The following is a 20,787-nucleotide window of genomic DNA, read 5'->3' as shown; positions in this document are numbered from 1 at the left end:
GCTGTGCGCCGGACCAGGCCGGCGATATTCACGGATGCCGCAAGTTAAGGAGCGGGATTCCTGGTTGTCAAATTGCCTATCCTGTAATTCAGGACGAGCATCAACTGTCGCGAATTTCAAGCTCCCGGCTGATCGTAACCGCGGCGTCGCGGACCGCGTTCTCCACGTTCGGCAATTCCGCGCGGGGGATTCGGGCGGCCAGCGCGGCGATGCTGATCGCGGCGCAGACGCTGCCGGTGCTGTCCCGGATCGGTGCTGCCACCCCGAGAATGTGCTCGTCCAGCTCGCCCTGGGAGATGGCCACGCCGCGCTTGCGGATGCGGGCGAAGCGGGTGCGCAGCTTGTCGGGCTCGGTGAGGGTGCGGGCGGTGAACCGTTCCAGCGGCGCCTGTTCGAGCACTGCGGTGACTTCGTGGGGATCGGCCCAGGCCAGCAGCACCTCGGCCGCGGCCCCCGCGTTGATTGGCAGGACATGGCCGCGCTCGTAGGACAGCCGGACCGTGTGCCGCGGTTCGACCAGGTCAAGGCACACCACCGACCGGCCCGACCGGCGGGTGAGCAGCACCGTCTCGTTGACCCGGGCGGCCAGCGACCGCATCACCGGCAGCGAGACCTCGGACAGGCCGAGCCCGGCCCTGGCCGATCGGGCCAGCTCGAAGATGCGCGGCCCCAGCCGGAATCCGCCGGTCGTCTCCTCGACGAAGCCGGTCGTGACCAGGCTCTGCAGATAGCGGTAACCGGTGGAGCGGGCGACGCCGAGCCGCGCGGCGATCTCGGCGCCGGTCCACACCGGTTTGTCGGAGCAGTAGAGCAGCAGAATGTCCAGCGCCCGATCGGCGGTCGAGTTGCGTTCGCGGTAGGTGCTGGTGTTACGGCTTCGTCCAGGCATGTCCAGCAGCATAAGCGATTTTCCGTGGTCCTGTTTGTCAGGACTTTGCTGACGGAAAACAGGAATACGTGCCTAGGCTGGCAGTCATGACGCTCAGCGGCAGCTTCGACGTGGTGGTCTGCGGGGCCGGCCCGGTGGGCCTGACCGCCGCCGCCCTGCTGGCCGCCCGGGGCGTCACGGTCGCGGTACTCGAGCAGCATTCGGGCACCAGTGACGAACCGAAGGCGATCAGCATCGACGACGAAGCGCTGCGCGGATTCCAGCAGGCCGGGATCGTCGACCGGGTGCTGCCGGTGGTGCTGCCCGGCACCGGCACCCGCTACTACGACCGGCACGGCCAAGAGCTGTTCCACGCCCGTGGCCCGGAATCGCTCCGGCTCGGGTACCCGTTCAAGAACCCGTTCGCCCAGCCCGATCTCGAACGTGTCCTCGTCGGCGCGCTGGTCGGCATGCCGACCGTGCGGCTCGCATTCGACACCCGCGTGGTCGGCTTCGGCCAGCGACCCGAGCACGTTGATGTCCATGCCGTCACCCAGGACGGCGAGATCACCATCGAGGCCGCGTACGTGCTCGGTTGTGACGGCGGCCGGTCGGCCACCCGGCTGTTGCAGGGCGTCGACCTGACCGGGCGCAGCTACGACGATGCCTGGCTGGTCGTCGACACCCTCGACGACGCGCACACCGAACGATTCGCTATGCACCACGGCGATCCCGACCGTCCACATGTGATCGTGCCCGGACGGGACGGCCGGTGCCGTTACGAATTCCGGCTGTTCGGCGACGAGGGCACTCCGCAGGAGCCGCCGCCGTTCTCGCTCATCGAGAAGCTGGTGTCCCGTTATCGGACGATCACCCCGGCCCAGGTGGAACGCGCGGTGAACTACTGCTTCAACGCCGTCGTCGCCGACGAGTGGATGATCGGCCGGTCGTTCCTGCTCGGCGACGCCGCGCACATGATGCCGCCGTTCGCCGGGCAGGGGCTGAACTCGGGCGTGCGGGACGCGATCAACCTGACCTGGAAGATCGCCGACGTGCTGGCCGGCCGGCTGGCTCCGGCCGCGTTGTCCAGTTATCAGCGCGAGCGACTGCCGCACGCACTGGCCACGGTGCGCATGTCCGAGCGGCTGGGCCGATGGGTGATGACGACCAAGCCCGGCCTGGCGCGGGCCCGCGACGAGGCCGTGACCCGTGCGCTGGCCACGCCGGCCGGACGGGCCTATCTGGAGGAGATGCGGTATCGGCCGCCGCAGTGCTACACCGACGGCCTTGTCATCCCGGAAAGTTGCGGGCCGACCGGTGTCGTCGTCGGGCAGCCATGGGTGTTCGACACCGCCGATCACCGCTTCCGCCGGCTGGACGACGTGCTGGGACCGGGCTGGGCGCTGGTGGGCGTGGAACTCGGCGACAGCTCGTGGGCGGAGACCGAACCCGTCACGGCGGCCCTGGCCGCGACGACCGTCGAGATCGGACAGAACGAGTATCTGCCGCGTACGACACGTCGCCTCGTGCTCGACATCGACGGCGGGCTGGGCCGGGAATTCTCGGCGTACCGCGGATCCTTCGTGCTGCTGCGGCCGGACCACGTCGTCGCCGCGTGCTGGCGACCGGCGGACAGCGCCGCGTTCGCCGACCGCGTGCTGGCCTGGACCCCCCGGACAACAACCGCCTCATCGGAAGGGGCACTCACCCATGGATAAACCGCAACGGGTCGTGCTGCGCGAGCGCGACGCGGCGGGCACCCTGACCCGGACCGCGGTGTCGCACATCGGCTTGTCGGTGCCGGACCTGGCGTCGACCGCGCAGTTCTATCGGCGGGTGCTCGGCATGGTCGTGCACCGCGCACTTCCCGGCGGTGGCCTGCGGCTGGGCTGGGGGCGTGGGCACCATGTGCTCGACCTGGTCGAAGGCGAGGCGGGACTGCGGTTTTACGCGTTCGAGGTCCGGGACGGTAACGGCGTCGACGGGATCGCCGCGCGGCTCGCGGCCGCCGGCCACCCGGTCGGCGAACTCGACGCTGGTCAACTCGACGCGGGCCAACTCAACGCAGTGGCCGGCCCGGCGCGGGGCATCACCACGATCGATCCGCACGGCACCGAGGTCCAGTTCCACACCACCGTGGAGCGAGACGGCGAAACGGCGGCGGACACCGGTCGCCGGCCGATCAAGTACCAGCACATCACCCTGGGCACCGACGACGTCGAGACCATGGTCGGCTTCTTCACCGGCGTCGTGGGTTTCCGGATCTCCGACCAGCTCGACGACGGCCGGTTCGCCTGGCTGCGCAGCGACCGCGATCACCACACCCTCGCGGTGGTCGACGTCGGCCGCGGCGGCGGTCTCGACCACTACTCCTATGACCTGGCCGGGTGGGCGGACTTCAAGGCCTGGTGCGACCGGCTGACCGACGAGGACGTCGACGTCACCTGGGGACCGGGCCGCCACGGTCCCGGCAACAACCTGTTCGTGTTCTTCGACGATCCGGCCGGCAACCACGTCGAGCTGTCGGCCGAGATGGAGAAGTTCCATGACGACCGGGTCACCTACGTGCCGCGGCGGTGGAAGCCCGTCCCCAACACCGTGAACCTGTGGGGTGGCCAGCTCGCGTCCTGGCGCCGCACCAGCGAAGGGAAGTGAGCGGTGCGTTACGCGACCTACGAACACCGCGGCCGGCGCCAGGCCGGAGAGGTGCGGGGCACGACGGTGATCCCCTTGTCCGGGCTCACTGAACTCGGCCCGGCGACCACGCCGGAGGTTCTTTCGGCCGCGCCTCGCGACGAAGCCGGGGCCGTGCCGGTCGGGGAGGTGCGATTGCTGCCGGTGGTGCCGCGGCCGTCGAAGGTCTTCTGCGTCGGCCTCAATTACCGCGACCACGTCACCGAAACCAACCGGGACGTCCCCGGCTACCCGGTGCTGTTCCCGAAGTTCGCCTCCAGCCTCATCGGCCCCCACGACGACATCGTCCTGCCACCGGAATCCACCCAGGTCGACTACGAGGGCGAACTCGTCGTGGTGATCGGCCGCCCGGGCCGTCGGATCGCCGAGTCCGACGCCGTCGACCACGTGCTGGGCTACACGGTGGCCAACGACGTCACCATGCGCGACTATCAGTACAGAACCCACCAGTGGCTGCAGGGCAAGGCCTGGGACGCCAGCACCCCGGTCGGCCCGTACCTGGTCCCGCCCGAGGACGTCGACATCGGCAACGCCGGCATCCGCACGGTGCTCAACGGCCGGAAGCTGCAGGAATCCGACCTGTCCCACCTGATGTTCACCATCCCCACCTTGATCGCGACCATCTCCACCTTCACCGAGCTGGCGCCCGGCGACCTGATTCTGACCGGGACTCCGGGCGGCGTCGGCTTTCGCCGTGACCCACAGGTGTTCCTGCGCCACGGTGACGAGATCACGGTCGAGGTCGACGGCGTCGGCGCCATCCACAATCTCGTGCGGGCCGGCCTGACCAGCGAAGGCGGTGCCCGATGAGCGATCGTCCACCAGAGCCGAAGATCGACCGCGGCTTCACCCTGCACCTGCGCGGCGACTGGGGCACGGCCAACCTGCACCGGGTCTGCGGCTGGGTCGCCCAGGAACTGGGTGACCGGTCCGGTCCGGGCACCCGGATCGCGACCTGGAACAGCCGCGGTTTCGTCGACGCCGTTCGCGCGGTCGGCGACCACGAGGTCGACATCGCCTTGGCCACCCCCGCCGCGTTCGCCATCGCCGCGCTGGACGGGCGCGGCGTCTACGCCGAGGAGAAGTTCCCGCGGCTGCGCGCGCTCGGCGTCATCCCGCAACGCGACCGGCTGGTGCTGGCCGTCCACCGCTCGCACAACGTCACCACCTTCGGCGAGCTGCGCGAGAAGGCACCGCCACTACGGCTGGCCACCTCCGTCCACGACGGCATCAACCACGTCGGACTGGCCGCGCACACGGTCCTGGACCGGGCCGGGATCGATCTGCCCGCGTGGGGCGGACGCTTCCTGGAGGACGAGCGGCCCTTCGAATCCCTCGGCCACGCCTTGGCCGGCCGAGCGGACGCGATCATCCACGAGGCCGTGATGCTGCCGCACTGGCAGCAACTCGCGCCCGACTACCACTTCCTGCCGGTCGAGGACGACGTGCTGGCCGGGATCGAGGCCGACTACGGGTGGCCGGCCGCGACCGTCGCCGACGGCTACTTCGCGGGCGCGGGCGACTTCCGGACTCTCGACTTCTCGGACTTCCTCATGATCACCACGACCGACCTCGACGAGGACATCGCCTACGCGGTGGCCTGGATCCTCGGCGAGACCCGTCAGATCCTGGAGAACCAGTACCGGCACCTGGCCCCCGAGCGCAGCCCGGTCACCTATCCGCTGGATCCCGTGACGATGGGCCGGACCCCCATCCCCTTGCACCCGGGCGCGGCCCGCTACTACCAAGCCCTCCCCACGAGTTGATCCACCAGGACAAGGAGTTCGCCATGGAGGTCGTCGAGGACGTCTTGGTCATCGGGTCGGAGCTGCCGCTGCGCAGCATCACGCGGGACGAGCACCGGTTGCTGGCGCCGCCGTATCCGCCGAAAGCACCGGGCCGGTCGTGGCGCGAGTACCCGCCGCTGAGCGTGGTGCACTACCCACCGGAGTACGTCCACCAGCCCTTCGCCCCGCCGCGCGGTGTCTACGAGAACGACGAGATCCGGGTCGAGTGGCAGACCATGAAGGGCCGCCAGCCCTTCTACCACCGCAACTGCGATGTGGACGAGATCTCCTACCAGATCGCGGGCGAGCGGACGCTCATGACCGAACTCGGCGTGATCGAGCACCGGCCGGGTGAGTTCTCCCGCATCCCGCGCGGTGTCGCGCACGACAACTACGGGCGTGAAGAGAGCCATCTGCTGTTCTACCTGCCCGCGCCGGTCGCCGAACTGGCACCGGCGCAGCGGGTCTCCGTCCCGGTGTTCCCGCCGTTTCCCGGCTGGCAGCCCGGGGAGGTGAACGAAGCCATCACCCAGTGCATGGGTACACCCGGCCACGACATCGCCGTATTCGGTGTGGACGAAGAGCAGTTGCTCCAGCAGGTGCACCTGGAGGACCGCCGTATGACGGTGGTGCGGGCCGACCCGGACCGCGCCACCACCTGGTTGTACGGCACCGAACGCATCCGTATCGGCTTCGTCAGCACCACACCGGGCGCCGCGCGCCGCTACCGGCGACGGCTTGACGCCGACGAGATCCAGTACCAGGTCAGCGGCCGGCGCACACTGATCAGCCAACGCGGGCTGGTCGACCTGGAACCCGGCGACTTCGTCCGGGTGCCGTTGGGCGTGGCCCACGCCGGCGTCACGACCGAGCCCGGCCACTACCTCAGCCTGCTCTCGCATCGTGAGCTTCCGCAGGTGGCCGAGACCACCCGTGAGTCGCAAGCCTATGCGCCCGAACGACTTCAATCCTTCGACGTGGAGGTCCACCAGTGACGACCATGCTCGCCGTTCGGGCCGGCCGAGGGCCCGACCCGTTGACGTTGCAGAAGATCCCCGTCCCGGAGCCCGGCGCCCTCGACGTGGTGGTCAAGGTCGCCTCGGCCGGTCTGGCCCCGGGCCTGATCCGGCTGCTGGAGATGGGCCGGTTCAAGCGGCTGCCCACCACTCTCGGCCACGAGGCCGCCGGCACGATAGCGGCGGTCGGCGGCGACGTCACCGAGATCGCGGTCGGCGACCGCGTCCGGGTGCACCCGAACCTGAACTGCCGCGACTGCGACTACTGCCGCACCGACCGCGACATGATGTGCGCCCAGCAGTCCATCATCGGCCACGCCGTGTTCAGCGACGCCGTGCCGCCGCTCTACGAGCAGTACCACGACGGCGGCCTGGCCGAGTACGTCCGCGTGCCGCACTGGCTGATCGACCCACTGCCCGACACCGTCGGCTTCGACGTGGCGGCCAAGGCGCACGACCTGGCGAATGCGCTGCGGGCGCTGAAATTGGCCGACCTGCCCATGGGCGCCACCGTGATCGTCACCGCCGCGACCGGCACCATGGGCACCGCGACCGTCAAACTCGCCGCGCATTTCGGCATCGCCAACCTCATCCTCGTCGGCCGCGAGCGCGAGCGCGTCCGCGCGGTCACCCCGCTCGCCGGCGGCATCCCGGCCACCACCGTCGCGTTCGACGAGCTGGCCGGGGACTGGGCCGGCACCGGCGGGCTCACCCGGCGGCTGCGCGAGCTGGCCCCCGAGGGCGCGCACGCCGTCCTCGACTACCTCCCCGGCGGGCCGGGGACCGCGCAGGCCATGGCCGCGCTGGCCACCGGTGGCGCCTTGGTCCACATGGGATCCAACGCGACCCCGCTTTCGCTGCCACCGGCCGCGATGATGGTCAACTGCTGGCGCTTCGTCGGTACCCGGGCCTGCACCCGCAATGACGCCAGGGAGATCCTGGGCCTGCTGGCGAGCGGCACGCTCACCGCGGACGAACTGATCACCCATCGGTTCCCGCTCGAGGACGCCCTGCAGGCCGTCGACGCCATGCAGCGCCGCACCGAACCCATGTGGATGACGGTCGTCAACCCCTGACCCGACGCCGAAGGACCACCGAGCACCATGCGCCTCACCCACTCCGGCCACGCCCACCCCGGCCGCCTGGACGCCGACCGCCTGGACGCCGACTGCCTGTGTGCCCTGGCCGAACGGAACCCGGACGCGAGGACCGTGCACGGCCCCGGCGCCGCCACTGTCCCCATCCACCAGGCCGGGCTTGCCCCAGCGCACCGGCAAACGCACCATCAGTTGCCGCGTGACCTGGCACCGGCCGGCACCGGGGTGATCGTCGCCGAACACGCCACGCCGCAGGCCGTCTGAACCCGACGCGAGGAGAACTCCGTGCCCCACTCGAGGCAGCTGGTGATCAGGGCCGGCCGGGCGCTGGCCGCGGCCGGGCTCGGCGACATGGTCTGGGGCCACGCCTCGGTCCGCGATCCCGACGGGCGCGGCGCCTGGCTGAAGGCGTCCGGCTGGGGGTTCGAAGAGACCGGCGACGACCGGGTGCTCCTGGTCGCCCCGGACGGAACGGTGCTGGAGGGCACCGGCAAACGCCACCTGGAATACCCGATTCACACCGAGATCATGGCGGCTCGCCCGGAGGTCGGTGCCGTCGTGCACACCCATGCCCCGGCGCTGGCCGCGTTCGCCTCGCTCGACGTCGACCTGAAGCCGCTCTCGCACGACGCGGTTCCGTTCGCCCATCCGCAACTGCCGCGCTTCACCGAAACCGGCGCCCTCATCGCCACGCCGGAGCTCGGCCAGTCACTCGCCGAGCGCCTCGGCGAGGCCAACGGTGTCCTGATTCCGAACCACGGCGCGGCCACCGCGGGCCCGGACATCGAATCCGCGGTCATGTACGCGGTACTGCTCGAACGCGCCTGCCGCACCCAGCTCATGGCCATGGCCGCGGGCGGACCGGCGCGGTGGTCGGACGAGGCGGAGACGCGGTTCAAACGCGAGCAGGTGTGGAATCCGGGCCAGCTGCATGCCGGCTGGGCGTACCTGGTTCGCCAAGGCAACGCCCCGGACGCCCCTCGTTGAGAACGCGGCGTACAGCTTCAGCACAGGCCGGCCATAAGAAGCTCACATGAACGGTGAGCACTCTCTGAGAGGTCGCCTACTTGGTAGGTAGGCAACCAGGTATCAGGCCGAGGAGAGGAACGCCGTCATGAATGACTACGAACCGACAAGCCGCCCGCCCGCCGGGGCATCCCCGACGACCGTGGCCGATCAGGAACGCGGGCCGGGCGAGCCGCGTGCGCGGCGGTCGCGGTGGGGGAAACGGGGGGCCTGGATCACGGCCGCGGGGCTGACGGTGGCGATGGTCGGGCTCGCCGGCGCCGGTACCGCCTCCGCGGCGGTCTCGCAGCCCGTTCCGGCCGCGTCCACGCCGCCCGGCGGTGGGCCCGCGGCCCCGCCGGCGGACGGGGGAGCGACCGGGATCGTCGACTCCAAGTCCGCGTCGAGCTTCACGCTGGCGACGGCGACGGGGGTGGAGGTGACCGTCAACGAGGACTCCGCCACGACGTACCGGCTGGGCATCCTCCCGGCCCCGGCGAGTGTCGTGAAGACGGGCGAAAGCGTCCTCGTCCTGGGGCTCGTCGACAGCGCGACGATCACGGCGTCGCAGGTCGACGTGCAGCCCTTCGGTGATGGCGGCGCCGCCGCGGCCCAGAAGGCCGGAGTGATCGCCTTCCAGCAGGGCGTGCCTTCGCCGACGCAGTCGGTCGGCCAGATCCCGGACTACACCGAAGGGGAAGGGACTATCGTCAGCGGGACGGTGGCGGACAAGGCCACGGTGGCCGCGCAGGCCGTTGTCCCCGGCGGTGTCGTCGACCGGGTTGTGCAGCTGAGTGACGGCGAGTACGAGGTCCACAACATCAGCATCAACTGGCCGCACCACGTCTTCGTCAGCAAGGACTTCAAGGTCGTCGGCTACGAGTGATGGCCGGACGGGTGGCCCTGGCGGCTTGTCGCCGGGGCCACCCCTCTGTTGCCCGCGAAGCGTCAGGGCCGGGTTCGCCGGTCCGCGCTGCCGCCCAGCCCCACGTGCGTTCCCAGCCAGGAAGACAGCAGGCCGGCGAGCCCTGGATCGGTCTCCCGGAGACGCTTCGCGCCGGGGGAGGTCTGGACCCGTTTGACCGCCTTGTAGTGGTATTCGCGGACGAGCTGGACGGCGGCGGGGCCGTCCCGCCTCGCGAGGGCGTCCACGATGTCCATCCGCGCCTTGCTCAGCGATCGGGGGACACGCCCCCATTCCTCGGCGGATTCCTTCGACAGTTCGAGGGCCAGGCCGATCTGCATCTGGGTGATGAACCGGCAGAGCGCGGCGAGCAACGGGTTGTGCGAGATCGCGGAGAGGGTCACGAAGAAGTGCAGCAGGGCCGCGGCGGAGGACTCCGCGTCGGCCACCTTCGCGGCCTGCTCGGCGGCGGCCCGCAGCCCGGCGATGTCCTCGTCGGACGCCCGTTCGACAGCTTGCTCGACGGCGTAGGCGTTCAGCGCTCCCAGTAGTCCGAACACGTCGGGAGCGGACACCTTCTCGAACTGGACGACCGAGGCGATGGACATCGCGAGCAGGGTGTCCCCGCTCGCGGTGACGGTGGTCCGGCTGCCGTTGCGGGTGCTGAGCAGGCCCATCGCGGTCAGCACCCGGACGGCTTCGCGGATGGTCGGCGCGCTGACGTCGTACTGGGCGGCCAGCTCCCGCTCGGAGGGCAGCCGCGCGCCGTCCGCCAGCGCGCCGCTGAGGATCTGGGCGCGCAGGTCGTCCACGATCTGGTCGGCGACCCGGCCGCGGTACAGGCGTGCTGACGATTGTGACATGGGCTCTCCTCGGCAGTTCTGCTACCGATCCTACCTACTTGGTACCCAGTGTCGAGTTTGCTCGGCGGCCGGCCCCGCCCCGCCCAGTCCAGCTCCGCCCCGCCCAGTCCAGCCCCGCGCCGGTGCCGCGCCGGTGCCGGGCGGAACCCACAGCAGGTTCACAGCCGCTCGCGCCTTGCTCTCAACCTACCAAGTAGGTAGCGTTTTTGGTACGACAGACACAGAGGAGGATCAAGATGAAAATCGCGCCTTATGACGAAGACGGCTACCACATGGACCACCCGAGGGGCACGGTGTCCTTCAACTACCTGCTGATGGGCGGCGAACCGGAGAAGCTGGAGAACTTCCGCTACATCCTGGGGCGCCAGGAAGGCGACTTCCGCATGCCGCGGCACCGGCACACCTTCGAGCAGATCCGGCTGCCGCTGGTCGGCGACATGAACCTGGGCGAGCAGGGCGTCCTGCACGAGGGTGAAATCGGCTATTTCCCGGAGGGCCAGACCTACGGCCCGCAGGACGACCCGCTGGGCACCCCGAAGCAGTTGCAGCTGGTGCTGCAGTTCGGCGGAGCGGCCGGCCTGGGCATGGCCGCCGCGCGAGGTCGTGGGCCGGCCGCGCAGCGGGACGGTGAGGCCCCGCGGCGCGAACGTCGCGAGATCAAGTTCCCGCGGCCGCGTTACCAGAGCGTGCTCATCATGAACCCGGTCCACTTCAACTGGCTGCCCGTGGCCGGCGCCCCGGGCGTCGAGCGCAAGTTCTTCGGTTCGTTCACCGAGCGCGCGTTCTGGATCGAGCACGTCAAGGTCGGTTCCGGCGCCCAGTGGACCTCCGCCACCGACGAGGGGCGGCGGCTGATCGTCGCGCTGTCCGGCACGGCCACTGTGGACGGAACGGCGATCGGCCGGTTGGCCGCCCTGCAGGTCGAGGCCGGCGAGACGCTGAAGGTCGACGCCACCGAGGAGATGGTGTTCTTCATCGTGGGCCTCCCGCCGGTGCAGGTGCCGACGGTCCCTTCGGATCAGTTCGACATCGTCACCAGTGACGGCGGGATCGAGTTCGAGAACCCGCGTAAGCGAGCGGCTCGGGAAGCGGCCGAGAAGACCACGGTCTGACCGGGAACTCGTCGTCCGGCGGGCCGATCGCGGGGGCGCGTTCCCCGGGCTCGCCCGGTGCGTGATCAGTCCGGAGGTTACCCATGACCGAACCGCACCGGCAGGGCGTCGTCGGCGGCATCCGCGAAACCGTCAGCCGGCCGGCCGCGGTGGCCGTGGTCTACGTCGCGGTGATGTTCCTGTCCACTATGGACTCAACCATCGTCAACGTGGCGCTGCCGACCATCGGGCGGGCCTTCTCCGTCCCGTCCACGGCGGTCGACTCGGTGTCCATCGCCTACCTGGTCAGCCTGGCGGTGTTCGTCCCGGCGTCGGGCTGGCTCGGCGACCGGTTCGGCGGCAAGCGGACCCTGCTCACCGCGATCGCGGTATTCACCATCGCCTCGGAGCTGTGCGGTATCGCGTCGAGCCTCGGCGAGCTGGTCCTGTTCCGGGTGGTGCAGGGCGCCGGTGGTGGTCTGCTCACCTCGGTCGGGATGGCCATGCTGATGCGGGCTTACCCGCCGCGGTCACGGGTTCGGGTGTCCGCCATGATCACGCTGGCGACCGGCGTCTCGCCGGCCGTGGGCCCGGTGCTCGGCGGGCTGCTGGTCACCGACCTGTCCTGGCGCGCGGTGTTCTCGGTCAACGTGCCGATCGGCGTCGCCGCGCTGGTGTTCGGCGCGGTGTTCCTGCGCCGCGACGACCAGCATCTGCCCGCCGAGTTCGACACCGCCGGTTTCCTGCTCGCCGCATCCGGGCTGGGGCTGGCGATGTACGGCGTGTCGATGGGACCGCGTGACGGCTGGACGTCGCCCGAAGTGCTCGCTTCCGTGGCCGCCGGGGTGGTGCTGCTGATCGCGTTGGTGGTGCTGGAACTTCGCCGGTCCGCGCCGATCGTGGACGTCCGGCTGCTCCTCGACCGGTTGTTCGGCAACGCCACCGCCATCATGGCGATCGAGTCCGTGACGTTTCTCGGCACGCTCTATACGGTGTCACTGTACTTTCAGGACGGTCGCGGGATGTCCGCGCTCGACTCCGGCCTGAGCACCTTCCCGGAGGCGCTCGGTGTGATCACGGGTTCGCAGCTGGGCAGCCGGTTGCTGTACCGCGGACTCGGGCCGCGCCGGCACCTGATGGCCGGGATCGCCGGGACGAGCCTGTTCATCGCGGTGCTCGGGCTGCTCGGCACCGACACGAACCTCTGGGCGGTGCGGGTCGTGCTGTTCGGCATGGGCTTGTCCGTCGGGCAGGTCTTCGTGGCCGGGCAGGCCGTCGCGTTCGCCGGCATCTCGCCGGCCGACTCCGGCCGCGCGTCCACTTTGTTCAACGTCGGCCGTCGGCTCGGCGGCGCGATCGGTGTCGCCGTGACCACCACTGTCATCGTGCTGGCCGGCGCGCCGACCGAGGGCCGGATCGCGCCGTCGGCCTATCACCTGGCCTTTTTCGTAGCCGCTGCGATCAACCTGCTCGGCCTGCTGTCCGCCCGGGCGGTACGCAAGGGCGACGCGGCGAACACCATTCCCCCACCACGCACCAAGAAGAAGGGAAACCAGCACCATGCTGTCCTTGAACCAAGCGTCGGAGATCGTCGACGCGGCACTGGGCAAAGCGCGTGAACTCGGCCTGCGCCCGTTGACCGTCACCGTGCTCGACACCGGCGGTCACCCCGTCGTGGTCAAGCGGGAGGACGGCGCCGGCATCCTGCGCCCGCAGATCGCGCACGCGAAGGCGTGGGGCTGCCTCGGCACCGGACAGGGCGGTGCGGCCGGGGCCCGGCACGCCACCCGCGACCCGGCGTTCTTCTCCGCGCTGGCCACGATTTCGGAGGGGCGGATCGCGTCCTCACGCGGCGGCGTGCTGATCCGGGACGCCCAGGGCACCCTGCTGGGCGCGGTCGGGGTGAGCGGCGATCGCCCGGAAAACGACGAGACGGTCGCCGTCGCCGGGGTGGAGAAGGCCGGTCTGGCCGCCGACGCCGGCTGAACCACCCGCCACGAATTCACTGCCGCATTCGACGCGAGAAGCGCTGGTATGACCATGAAAGACGTGGAGAACCCGACCGAAGCCCGATCCGACTCCCCGGCCCGGCGATGGCCCGCCCTGGTGATCTGCCTCGTGGCCAGCTTCATGACGCTGTTCGACGTCAGTGTCGTCACCATCGCGCTGCCTTCGATGGAGCGCTCCCTGCACCTGACCCCGGCCGAGGTCACCTGGGTCCTCGCCGGCTACGCACTGGCGTTCGGCCTGACCCTGATCCCGGCCGGCCGGCTCGGTGACGAACACGGTCGCCGCACGCTGTTCCTGATCGGTCTCGCGCTGTTCGTGGTGACCGGGGTGATCTGCGGGGTGGCGCCGAACGCCGTGGTCCTGATCATCGGCCGGCTGCTGCGGGGCGTCTCGGCGGGCATCCTCGCTCCGCAGGTGATCGCGTTGCTGCAACAGATGTACCCCAAGAAGACCCGCGGCCGGGCGTTCGGCTACTACGGCGCGACGACCGGCTTGTCCACCGCGCTCGGCCCGCTGCTCGGCGGCGTGATCCTGCAGGCTTTCGGTCCGGCACTGGGCTGGCGGTGGATCTTCTTTCTCTCGATCCCCATCCTGCTCGTCGCGCTTGTCATCGGCTTCAGGGTGCTGCCGGCCGACCAGCGTGGCCGCGCCCATCGGCTCGACTTCGTGGGTGTTGCGCTGCTGGCGCTCGGCATGGTCGCGGTCATGCTGCCGCTGCTGCAGGAAACCGGGCCCGACGCGCATCCGCGGTTCTGGTTGTTCGCCGTGGGCGCCGTGTTCCTGGTGCTGTTCGTGCTCTGGCAGCGTCGCCTCGCCGCGCGGGAAGCCCGGCCGTTGGTGCATCTGAAGGTGCTGCGCATCCGCAGCTACGCGGTCGGTACCGCGATCGCCACTGCTTTCTACACCGGTTTCACCAGTATTTTCCTGGTTCTCACGCTGTTCCTGCAGCAGGGTTTGAAGTACTCGCCGCTGCACGCGGCACTGACCACCCTGATCTTCACGATCTCGTCGGCGGGCACGGCCGTCCTCAGTGGACGGCTGGTGCACCGGTTCGGCCGTCGGCTGGTGGTGCTGGGCACGGGGATCGCCACGGTCGGACTGATCGTGACGGCACTGGTGGCGCGCGTCTCGACCGTCGCAGGTGCCCCACTGGTCCTCGCCGTTCCGCTGCTGATCGCCGGCGCGGGCTGCGGCCTGGTCATCTCCGCGAACCAGACGCTCACTCTCGTCGACATCACCCGCGGCACGGCCGGCGTCGCCGCGGGCGTCTACGAAACCGGGGTGCGCATCGGCACGGCGCTGGGCACCGCGATCGCGGGCGCGCTGTTTTTCGGCACGTTGACGAGCACGCATGGGGATTACCATGCTGCTGTTGCCGTCGGTCTGGTCAGCCCTGCGGCGTTGGTGGGGCTTGCTTTTCTGATCGGGCTGACGGATCTCTTGAGGCCGGTGCGTGCCACCCGCGCGGTGTCTCAGTGCTTGTGAGTGTTTATGACGGTTCTAACCGTCATAAACACTCACGAGTCCTTGGCAGGCGGGCGAGCGCCGCGGAGGAATTGCTCGACCGCGGTTTCCACGAGGCCGTCCAGTAGTTCCGGCTTGACGAAGTTGCCGTTGATCATCGAGGCGATGCCCTGGAGGGTCGCGAACAGCACGATCCCGATCTGCTCGGGGGCGCAGGTCTCGAGCGCGCCTTCCTCCTGCCCCTGAAGGATCAGCTCGCTCATCAGCTTGAACGGCGCTTCGGCCGCCTCGGCGATCCGCGTCGCCCCCGGACGGTGCTTGCTGGTGTACATCAGCTCGAGGAGCGCGGCGTTCTCGGTGGCGAAGCGGGTGTAGGCCGTCATGGTGGTTCGCACGCGCGAGGGGAAGTCTTCGCCCGCGCTCGCCAACGCGGTGCGCAGCGTGGTGTCCAGCCGGCCGAAGCCGGCTTCGGCGAGCGCGTCGAGCAGCGCCTGACGGTCGGGGAAGTGCCGGCGCGGCGCGGCGTGGCTGACGCCGATCTCCCGGGCCAGATCGCGCAGCGACAGCTGGTCCGCGCCGTTCTCCCGCAGGCCGCGCTCGGCCGCGTCGAGCAGTGCGGTGCGGAGGTTTCCGTGGTGATAGGGCCGGTCGTCGATCGGTGGTGGCACGGAACCGACCCTAGCGGACTATGTTTACGTTGACAACTTAGTTGCCGGTGGCTACTTTGTTGATTGTGACTACATTCAGCGTTTCGGACCTCCCTTCCCTGACCGGCCGCACTGTCGTCGTCACCGGCGCGAACAGTGGGATCGGCCGCGTCGCCGCCCGTGTCCTCGCGGCCAAGGACGCCCGCGTCGTGCTGGCCGTGCGCGATCCCGAAAAGGGTCGCGAGGCGGCGTCGACGATGACCGGCCGCGTCGAGGTCAGGCAGCTCGACCTCGCCGACCTCTCCTCGGTGCGCTCGTTCGCCGAGGACTTCACCGAGCCGATCGACCTGCTGATCAACAACGCGGGCGTCATGATCCCGCCCTTCTCCCGTACGGCCGACGGCTTCGAGCTGCAGTTCGGGACCAACCACCTCGGCCACTTCGCGCTCACGAACCTGCTCCTGCCGCAGATCCGGGGGAGGGTCGTCACGGTCTCGTCCAGCGGGCACAAGATGGGCGCGGTCGACTTCGACGACCTCAACTGGGAACACAAGCCGTACCGCGCGATCTCCGCTTACGGGCAGTCCAAACTGGCCAATCTGCTGTTCACCGCGGAACTTCAGCGACGGCTCGCCGAAGCCGGCTCATCGGTGATCGCGACCGCCGCGCACCCCGGCATGGCCGCCACGAACCTGCTGCGGTCCGACGGCCGGCGACGCGTGTGGCACGCCGTGGAGAAGACGGTGATCGGCTTCTTCGCGCAGAGCGACAACGACGGCGCGCTGCCGACGCTGTACGCGGCCGTGGCGGACATCCCCGGCAACAGTTACGCCGGCCCGAAGGGCTTCATGGAAGCACGGGGCACACCGGAACTGGTCGGCCGCTCGAAGCGCGCGCAGGACGCCGAGGTGGCACGCCGCCTGTGGGAGGTCTCCGAAGAGCTGACGGGAGTCGGCTTCCCCCGGAAAGCCCTTCAATCCGCCTGACTACCGCCAGGTGCGCGTGTCCGGGGGGACTTCGCCGACGGTCAGCACGGTCCCCGCGGTGACGATCTCGAAGGCGTCCGGGATCAGCTCGGCGACGGCCTTCTTGAGCGGGAACCCGCTGCAGTGCATGGGCGCGACCAGCTTCGGCTCGTACGCGGCCAGGGCTTTCGCCGTGCTGCCGATCCGGTTCGCGCTGATCCCGGGGTGCCCGGTGTGGAAACCGCCGAGGACGCCGTACAGCGTTTCGGTCCCGGTGAGGGCCCGCATGTGCTCGACCGAGCTGATCACCCCGCGGTGCCCGCACGGGTCGATGACGACCAGGCCGTGGCCCTCGACGTCGATGCCGAGCACCTGGTGATCGTTGATCTCGTCGGCTTCGACGCGGCCGTCCGCGTGCACGCAGAGCCGCCCGGCCGGCGCTTCGAACTCGAACTCGGCGCTGGTCTTCATCTCACCGGAGGTGAGCAGGCCCGGCCCGAGCGGGACGGGGTCCCGCGCCTCCACCAGGTGCCCGCCCGCACCCTGGATCCCGGCCCGGGTCAGCCCGATGTTGATCATCGGGAGCGTGGTGTGCGGCTTGACGATCATCCGCGGGTCGAACGCGTCCGGGTGCGCGAGGACCGGGGTCGGGTGGCCGATCGCTTCGAGCACCCCGGTGATCCCGCCGAAGTGGTCGGGATGGCCGTGGCTGAGCACCACCGCGTCCACTTCGGACAGATCGACCCCGAGGTGCCGCGCGTTGTGCAGCACCACCGGCGCGGTCAGCCCGGCGTCGAAGAGGATCCCCGTCCGGTCCCCGCCCTCGGTGAACGTCTCCACGAGGAAGCACAAACCGTTCTCCGCCAGCAGTTCGCCGTAACGGGAGCTGAAGTGCTGGTCCATGTTGTACCGGCGCACGCGGGGGCTCGAAGGCAGCAGGATGTCGATGAAGTTCTCGTCGAGGACGGTGATGCGGGCGCCGGCGCACCTGGTCATGATTTCGCCTTTCCGTTCAGTGGCTGGGAATCCGGGAGGATGACAACGCGGCCGGGGACGCCGTCGGCCACCGCGGCGTACGCCCCGGCGCCGTCGTCGAGGCCGAACCGGTGCGCGACCGGCAGCGGCCGGAACTCCCCGCGTTCGAAGTACGGGGTGAGCCGGGTCAGCCGCTCGGCCGACTCGGTGACGTCGAGCTTGCGGCTGTCCGCGCCCAGCAGCCGCGCCTCCCGGTGGTAGAAGTCCGGCAGGTTGATCTCCACGGTCGGGGTGCCGACCGCGCTGATCACCACCAGCCGGCCGCGCTGGGCCAGGCCCGCGAGGGCGGCCGCGGTGGTGACCCCGCCGACGGCGTCGTAAACGACCTCGGCGCCCCGTCCGCCGGTGTGCCCCAGCAGGGCTTCGGCGACTTCCGCCGGGTCCTCGGTGAAGGGCACGAACTCGTCGACGATCCCCGCCGCCGGCGTGCCGTCGGCCGGGGCGACCCGGTCGACCCCCAGCACCCGGGCGCCGAGGGCGCGGGCGATCTGGGCGACCGCGCCGCCGACGCCGCCGGAAACCCCGAAGACCGCGACGTTCTCGCCCGGGCCCAGCTGCGCGATCTCGACGGCGCCGAGCCACCCGATCACGAAGTTGACCCCGACCGCCGAAGCCTCCTCGAAGCTCAGCCGCGCGGGTTTGCGGGCCAGCGCGCCGACCGGGACGCGGAGGTATTCCGCGTGGGAGCCGTCGAGGGTGAAACCGACGTCGCCCCCGGTGCCCCAGACTTCCGTGCCGCGCCACTCCGGCGGACCGTCGACGACGACCCCCGCGAAGTCCCGGCCCGGCACCCGGGGCAGCACCGTTCCCTCCATGGCGCCGGCGATGTTCTTCAGATCGGACGGGTTGACCGAGGCGGCCCGGACGGCGATCACGGCGGTGCCACCGTCCGCGACCGGGTCGGGCAGCTCGGCGACCCGCAGGACGTCCGGACCGCCGAACCGGTCGAAACGAAGCGCGCGCACAGGGTTGTCCTTTCTCCGGCCGTCAGCCGCGCTCGAGGGTGAAAACCCACGAGACGGTCTGGAACGGCTCGGTCATCGGGGTGCCGTCCGGCGCGGTCTCGCCGGCCTCGTGCGGCACGAAATCGGCGACCAGGGAGCGCTTGACGCCGAACACCGCGTCGCGCTCCAGGTACGGGTCGCCGCGCCGGAACAGCATGGTCACCAGCGGCTCGTGGCCGGGCGCGTGGAACCGGAAGTGGATGTGCTCGGGCCGCATCGGCGACCGCCGCGCCGCCCGGAGGATCTCCCCGCAGGGGCCGTCGGTGGGCACCGGGTAGTACCGCGGCACGATCGAGCGGAACGAGAACCGGCCGTCGCCGCCGGTGCTCAGCAGGGCGCGCATGGCCAGCTCGCCGTGCAGCTTGTCCGCCTGCTGGACGTTGTAGAACCCCTCGCCGTCGCTGTGCCAGGTGTCCACGTGCGCCCCGGCCACCGGCTCACCGGCCGAATCCAGCACCCGGCCGGTGAAGAACAGCGGCATCCCGGGCACGCCGCCGGAGATGTCGGCGCCGTTCTCCGCGTGCGGCCGCCCTTCCACGTAGAACGGCCCGAGCAGGGTCGAGTCGGTGGCGGAGCCCTCGCCGTGGTTGATCTGGTCGACGAGCACGCTCAGCCCCAGGATGTCCGACAGCAGCACGAATTCCTGCCGGGTCGGGCTGCTGAGGCGGCCCACCCGTTCCAGGAAGTCCACCGCGGTGAACCACTCCTCGCCCGTCAGCCGGACTTCGCGGGTGAAATCTTGCAGGTGCTGCACCAGCTTCACGAAGATCTCGCGGGTCCGCTCGTCCACGGCCCCGTCGAAGGTCTTCTGCACCTCGGCGGTGATGGTCTCCTCGGTCAGGTCGATCGACATCGTTCGGCTCCCTTCCTCTCCTGACCAGCATCGCGCCGGGAACACCATCTCGTCCAACGAAGAGATTCGATATTCTTTATCTCTGTATGAGATAGTCGGGAAATGGATCTCCGTCAGCTGGAGTATTTCGTTTCCGTGGCCGAGGAACGCAGCTTTTCCCGGGGCGCCGAACGGGCGCACGTCGTGCAGTCCGCGGTCTCGACGGCGGTCGCGAAGCTGGAGCGAGAGCTCGACATCCAGCTCCTCGACCGAGCCGCGTACCCGATCGCCCTCACCCCGGCCGGCACGGCTTTCCTCACCGAAGCACGGGCCGCGCTCGCCGCGGTCCGGCACGCGCGGAACTCGGTCGCGCCCTATCGCGAGCAGGTCAGCGGCGGCGTCGACCTCGGGACGCTGCTGTCCTCCGGCCCGCTCGACCTGCCGGCCGCGCTGAGCCGGTTCCACGAGCGGTATCCGCTGGTGTCAGTGCGGCTGCGGCAGAGCGTCGCGGGCACCACCGGCCATCTCGGCGCCGTGGCGGACGGCTCGCTCGACCTGGCCCTCGTCGCATCCACGACCCCGCCGACGAACGTCACCCTTCGCACGATCGCCCGCGAACCGCTGGTGCTGCTGTGCCGGCCGGAGCATCGGCTCGGGTCCCGGAGCCAGGCGCGGGTGGGCGACCTCGCCGGCGAGACCATCGTGCGGTTCGCGGCCGGGTGGGGGATCCGGCGTCAGGTCGACGAAGCCTTTGCCACCGCGGGAATCACGCCGGACTCGCCGTATGAGGTGGCCGATTACGACACCGCGGCCGGGCTGGTGCGCAATCGGCTCGGGGTGGCGTTGATGCCGTTCACACCGGCCGGGCGGTATGCGGATCTTCGTGCGGTGCCGCTGGTGCAGGGGGTCATATGGACGCTCGCGCTTGCGGCCTCGGGGCGGGGCCCGGGGTCGCCGGCCGCGGTGGCGTTGGCGGACGTGCTTCTGGAGGCGGCCCGGGGTTGATCAGCCGGGGATGCGGGCGCAGGCGCCCAGGGTCTGTTCGCCGTAGACGGCGATGTCGGCGTCCAGGTCCAGGGGACCGTTGTGGGCGCGGGCCTCCGGGGTGATCCGGTCGTGGGGGAGCAGCCAGCAGACCTCGAACTCGAGGCCGTCCGGGTCCTTGGCGTAGAGGGCCTTCGTGGTGCCGTGGTCGCTGGAGCCGACCAGTGCGCCGGCGGCGGTAAGGGATTTCGCGTACGTGCGGAGGTCGCCGAGGGTGGGGACCTCCCAGGCCAGGTGGTACAGGCCGACCTCGCCGTGGCCCGCGCGGCTGTCCGCGGCCTCGCCGATCTGGAACAGGCCCAGGTCGTGGTCGTTCGCCGACTCCGGGGCCTGCAGGAAGGCCGACTCGGGGGTGCGGTGCACCACGCGGAAACCGAGCACGTCGACGTAGAAATCCGTGCTGCGGGCCGCGTCCCGGACCCAGAGGACGGCGTGGTTCATTCCGCGGATCGGCACAGGCG

The 20,787-nt window shown here is 70.2% G+C and carries 22 protein-coding genes; 15 read left to right on the top strand and 7 right to left on the bottom strand.

What is annotated here, in order from left to right:
- Positions 1–100 precede the first annotated feature (100 nt).
- Positions 101–889 carry an IclR family transcriptional regulator gene (locus OG943_RS31000; protein WP_328604458.1) on the bottom strand — a complete coding sequence of 263 codons (789 nt, stop codon included), beginning with the start codon at positions 887–889 and terminating at the stop codon, positions 101–103.
- Positions 890–975: 86 nt separating this feature from the next.
- Between OG943_RS31000 and OG943_RS30995 the strand changes: the two genes are divergently transcribed.
- The 9 genes from OG943_RS30995 (at position 976) to OG943_RS30955 (ending at position 9,353) form a co-directional block, all read left to right on the top strand.
- Positions 976–2,586, top strand: a complete 1,611-nt coding sequence (locus tag OG943_RS30995; protein ID WP_328604457.1) for an FAD-dependent monooxygenase — start codon at positions 976–978, stop codon at positions 2,584–2,586.
- Positions 2,579–3,523, top strand: a complete 945-nt coding sequence (locus tag OG943_RS30990) for a VOC family protein (protein ID WP_328604456.1) — start codon at positions 2,579–2,581, stop codon at positions 3,521–3,523. Before OG943_RS30995 ends, OG943_RS30990 begins: the two co-directional genes overlap by 8 nt.
- A gap of 3 nt (positions 3,524–3,526) precedes the next feature.
- Entirely contained in the window at positions 3,527–4,372 is an 846-nt protein-coding gene (locus tag OG943_RS30985) for a fumarylacetoacetate hydrolase family protein (protein ID WP_328604455.1), read from the top strand.
- Positions 4,369–5,328 (top strand): TAXI family TRAP transporter solute-binding subunit, encoded by a 960-nt coding sequence (locus OG943_RS30980; protein WP_328604454.1) that lies wholly within the window; start codon positions 4,369–4,371, stop codon positions 5,326–5,328. Before OG943_RS30985 ends, OG943_RS30980 begins: the two co-directional genes overlap by 4 nt.
- 23 nt (positions 5,329–5,351) lie before the next feature.
- Entirely contained in the window at positions 5,352–6,344 is a 993-nt protein-coding gene (locus OG943_RS30975; RefSeq protein WP_328604453.1) for a cupin domain-containing protein, read from the top strand.
- Between the two features lie 5 nt (positions 6,345–6,349).
- Positions 6,350–7,441 (top strand): alcohol dehydrogenase catalytic domain-containing protein, encoded by a 1,092-nt coding sequence (locus tag OG943_RS30970; protein WP_328612198.1) that lies wholly within the window; start codon positions 6,350–6,352, stop codon positions 7,439–7,441.
- A gap of 27 nt (positions 7,442–7,468) precedes the next feature.
- Positions 7,469–7,726: a hypothetical protein gene (locus OG943_RS30965; protein ID WP_328604452.1), complete on the top strand. Its 258-nt coding sequence runs from the start codon at positions 7,469–7,471 to the stop codon at positions 7,724–7,726.
- 21 nt (positions 7,727–7,747) lie between these two features.
- Positions 7,748–8,449 carry a class II aldolase/adducin family protein gene (locus OG943_RS30960; protein ID WP_328604451.1) on the top strand — a complete coding sequence of 234 codons (702 nt, stop codon included), beginning with the start codon at positions 7,748–7,750 and terminating at the stop codon, positions 8,447–8,449.
- 127 nt (positions 8,450–8,576) lie between these two features.
- Positions 8,577–9,353 (top strand): hypothetical protein, encoded by a 777-nt coding sequence (locus OG943_RS30955; protein WP_328604450.1) that lies wholly within the window; start codon positions 8,577–8,579, stop codon positions 9,351–9,353.
- A 62-nt stretch (positions 9,354–9,415) separates the two neighbouring features.
- Here the strand turns inward: OG943_RS30955 and OG943_RS30950 are convergent, their stop codons facing one another.
- On the bottom strand, positions 9,416–10,234 hold the full coding sequence (locus OG943_RS30950) for a FadR/GntR family transcriptional regulator (protein WP_328604449.1): 819 nt from the start codon (positions 10,232–10,234) through the stop codon (positions 9,416–9,418).
- Positions 10,235–10,470: 236 nt separating this feature from the next.
- On the opposite strand from OG943_RS30950, the gene OG943_RS30945 reads away from it, so the two are divergent.
- The 4 genes from OG943_RS30945 to OG943_RS30930 all read left to right on the top strand — a co-directional run bounded on the left by OG943_RS30945 (position 10,471) and on the right by OG943_RS30930 (position 14,820).
- Positions 10,471–11,346: a hypothetical protein gene (locus OG943_RS30945; protein WP_328604448.1), complete on the top strand. Its 876-nt coding sequence runs from the start codon at positions 10,471–10,473 to the stop codon at positions 11,344–11,346.
- A gap of 83 nt (positions 11,347–11,429) precedes the next feature.
- Positions 11,430–12,944, top strand: coding sequence for an MDR family MFS transporter (locus tag OG943_RS30940; protein WP_328604447.1), 1,515 nt, complete (start codon positions 11,430–11,432; stop codon positions 12,942–12,944).
- Positions 12,886–13,311 carry a GlcG/HbpS family heme-binding protein gene (locus OG943_RS30935; protein ID WP_328604446.1) on the top strand — a complete coding sequence of 142 codons (426 nt, stop codon included), beginning with the start codon at positions 12,886–12,888 and terminating at the stop codon, positions 13,309–13,311. Before OG943_RS30940 ends, OG943_RS30935 begins: the two co-directional genes overlap by 59 nt.
- A 48-nt stretch (positions 13,312–13,359) precedes the next feature.
- Positions 13,360–14,820, top strand: coding sequence for an MFS transporter (locus OG943_RS30930; RefSeq protein WP_328604445.1), 1,461 nt, complete (start codon positions 13,360–13,362; stop codon positions 14,818–14,820).
- 32 nt (positions 14,821–14,852) lie between these two features.
- On the opposite strand, the gene OG943_RS30925 is transcribed toward OG943_RS30930, so the two are convergent.
- The gene (locus tag OG943_RS30925) at positions 14,853–15,467 is read right to left on the bottom strand and encodes a TetR/AcrR family transcriptional regulator (protein WP_328604444.1); all 615 of its coding nucleotides are present in this window, start codon (positions 15,465–15,467) and stop codon (positions 14,853–14,855) included.
- Positions 15,468–15,532: 65 nt separating this feature from the next.
- On the opposite strand from OG943_RS30925, the gene OG943_RS30920 reads away from it, so the two are divergent.
- Positions 15,533–16,432, top strand: a complete 900-nt coding sequence (locus OG943_RS30920) for an oxidoreductase (protein WP_328604443.1) — start codon at positions 15,533–15,535, stop codon at positions 16,430–16,432.
- On the opposite strand, the gene OG943_RS30915 is transcribed toward OG943_RS30920, so the two are convergent.
- The 3 genes from OG943_RS30915 to OG943_RS30905 are packed head-to-tail and all read right to left on the bottom strand — an operon-like array spanning position 16,433 to position 19,303.
- Entirely contained in the window at positions 16,433–17,407 is a 975-nt protein-coding gene (locus OG943_RS30915; protein WP_328604442.1) for an MBL fold metallo-hydrolase, read from the bottom strand.
- Positions 17,404–18,411 (bottom strand): quinone oxidoreductase family protein, encoded by a 1,008-nt coding sequence (locus OG943_RS30910; protein ID WP_328604441.1) that lies wholly within the window; start codon positions 18,409–18,411, stop codon positions 17,404–17,406. Before OG943_RS30910 ends, OG943_RS30915 begins: the two co-directional genes overlap by 4 nt.
- A 22-nt stretch (positions 18,412–18,433) precedes the next feature.
- Positions 18,434–19,303, bottom strand: coding sequence for a dioxygenase family protein (locus OG943_RS30905; protein ID WP_328604440.1), 870 nt, complete (start codon positions 19,301–19,303; stop codon positions 18,434–18,436).
- A gap of 102 nt (positions 19,304–19,405) precedes the next feature.
- Between OG943_RS30905 and OG943_RS30900 the strand changes: the two genes are divergently transcribed.
- Positions 19,406–20,287 carry a LysR family transcriptional regulator gene (locus tag OG943_RS30900; RefSeq protein WP_328604439.1) on the top strand — a complete coding sequence of 294 codons (882 nt, stop codon included), beginning with the start codon at positions 19,406–19,408 and terminating at the stop codon, positions 20,285–20,287.
- Here OG943_RS30900 and OG943_RS30895 read toward each other — a convergent pair whose 3' ends face one another.
- Positions 20,288–20,782, bottom strand: coding sequence for a VOC family protein (locus tag OG943_RS30895; RefSeq protein WP_328604438.1), 495 nt, complete (start codon positions 20,780–20,782; stop codon positions 20,288–20,290). It abuts the gene before it with no gap.
- Between the last annotated feature and the right edge of the window lie 5 nt (positions 20,783–20,787).

This window comes from Amycolatopsis sp. NBC_00345, from assembly GCF_036116635.1.
Lineage (GTDB): Bacteria > Actinomycetota > Actinomycetes > Mycobacteriales > Pseudonocardiaceae > Amycolatopsis.
The sequence above is the reverse complement of the archived record's forward strand: the minus strand, read 5'-3'. Positions and strand labels throughout refer to the sequence as shown.

Excerpts from the sequence above, each read along its gene's own strand:
- OG943_RS30965 (WP_328604452.1), top strand. The coding sequence starts at position 7,469 with ATGCGCCTCACCCACTCCGGCCACGCCCACCCCGGCCGCCTGGACGCC.
- OG943_RS30970 (WP_328612198.1), top strand. The coding sequence starts at position 6,350 with ATGCTCGCCGTTCGGGCCGGCCGAGGGCCCGACCCGTTGACGTTGCAG.
- OG943_RS30975 (WP_328604453.1), top strand. The coding sequence starts at position 5,352 with ATGGAGGTCGTCGAGGACGTCTTGGTCATCGGGTCGGAGCTGCCGCTG.
- OG943_RS30980 (WP_328604454.1), top strand. The coding sequence starts at position 4,369 with ATGAGCGATCGTCCACCAGAGCCGAAGATCGACCGCGGCTTCACCCTG.
- OG943_RS30935 (WP_328604446.1), top strand. The coding sequence starts at position 12,886 with ATGCTGTCCTTGAACCAAGCGTCGGAGATCGTCGACGCGGCACTGGGC.
- OG943_RS30930 (WP_328604445.1), top strand. The coding sequence starts at position 13,360 with ATGACCATGAAAGACGTGGAGAACCCGACCGAAGCCCGATCCGACTCC.
- OG943_RS30900 (WP_328604439.1), top strand. The coding sequence starts at position 19,406 with ATGGATCTCCGTCAGCTGGAGTATTTCGTTTCCGTGGCCGAGGAACGC.
- OG943_RS30915 (WP_328604442.1), bottom strand. The coding sequence starts at position 17,407 with ATGACCAGGTGCGCCGGCGCCCGCATCACCGTCCTCGACGAGAACTTC.
- OG943_RS30990 (WP_328604456.1), top strand. The coding sequence starts at position 2,579 with ATGGATAAACCGCAACGGGTCGTGCTGCGCGAGCGCGACGCGGCGGGC.
- OG943_RS30950 (WP_328604449.1), bottom strand. The coding sequence starts at position 10,234 with ATGTCACAATCGTCAGCACGCCTGTACCGCGGCCGGGTCGCCGACCAG.
- OG943_RS30905 (WP_328604440.1), bottom strand. The coding sequence starts at position 19,303 with ATGTCGATCGACCTGACCGAGGAGACCATCACCGCCGAGGTGCAGAAG.
- OG943_RS30945 (WP_328604448.1), top strand. The coding sequence starts at position 10,471 with ATGAAAATCGCGCCTTATGACGAAGACGGCTACCACATGGACCACCCG.
- OG943_RS30955 (WP_328604450.1), top strand. The coding sequence starts at position 8,577 with ATGAATGACTACGAACCGACAAGCCGCCCGCCCGCCGGGGCATCCCCG.
- OG943_RS30940 (WP_328604447.1), top strand. The coding sequence starts at position 11,430 with ATGACCGAACCGCACCGGCAGGGCGTCGTCGGCGGCATCCGCGAAACC.
- OG943_RS31000 (WP_328604458.1), bottom strand. The coding sequence starts at position 889 with ATGCCTGGACGAAGCCGTAACACCAGCACCTACCGCGAACGCAACTCG.
- OG943_RS30995 (WP_328604457.1), top strand. The coding sequence starts at position 976 with ATGACGCTCAGCGGCAGCTTCGACGTGGTGGTCTGCGGGGCCGGCCCG.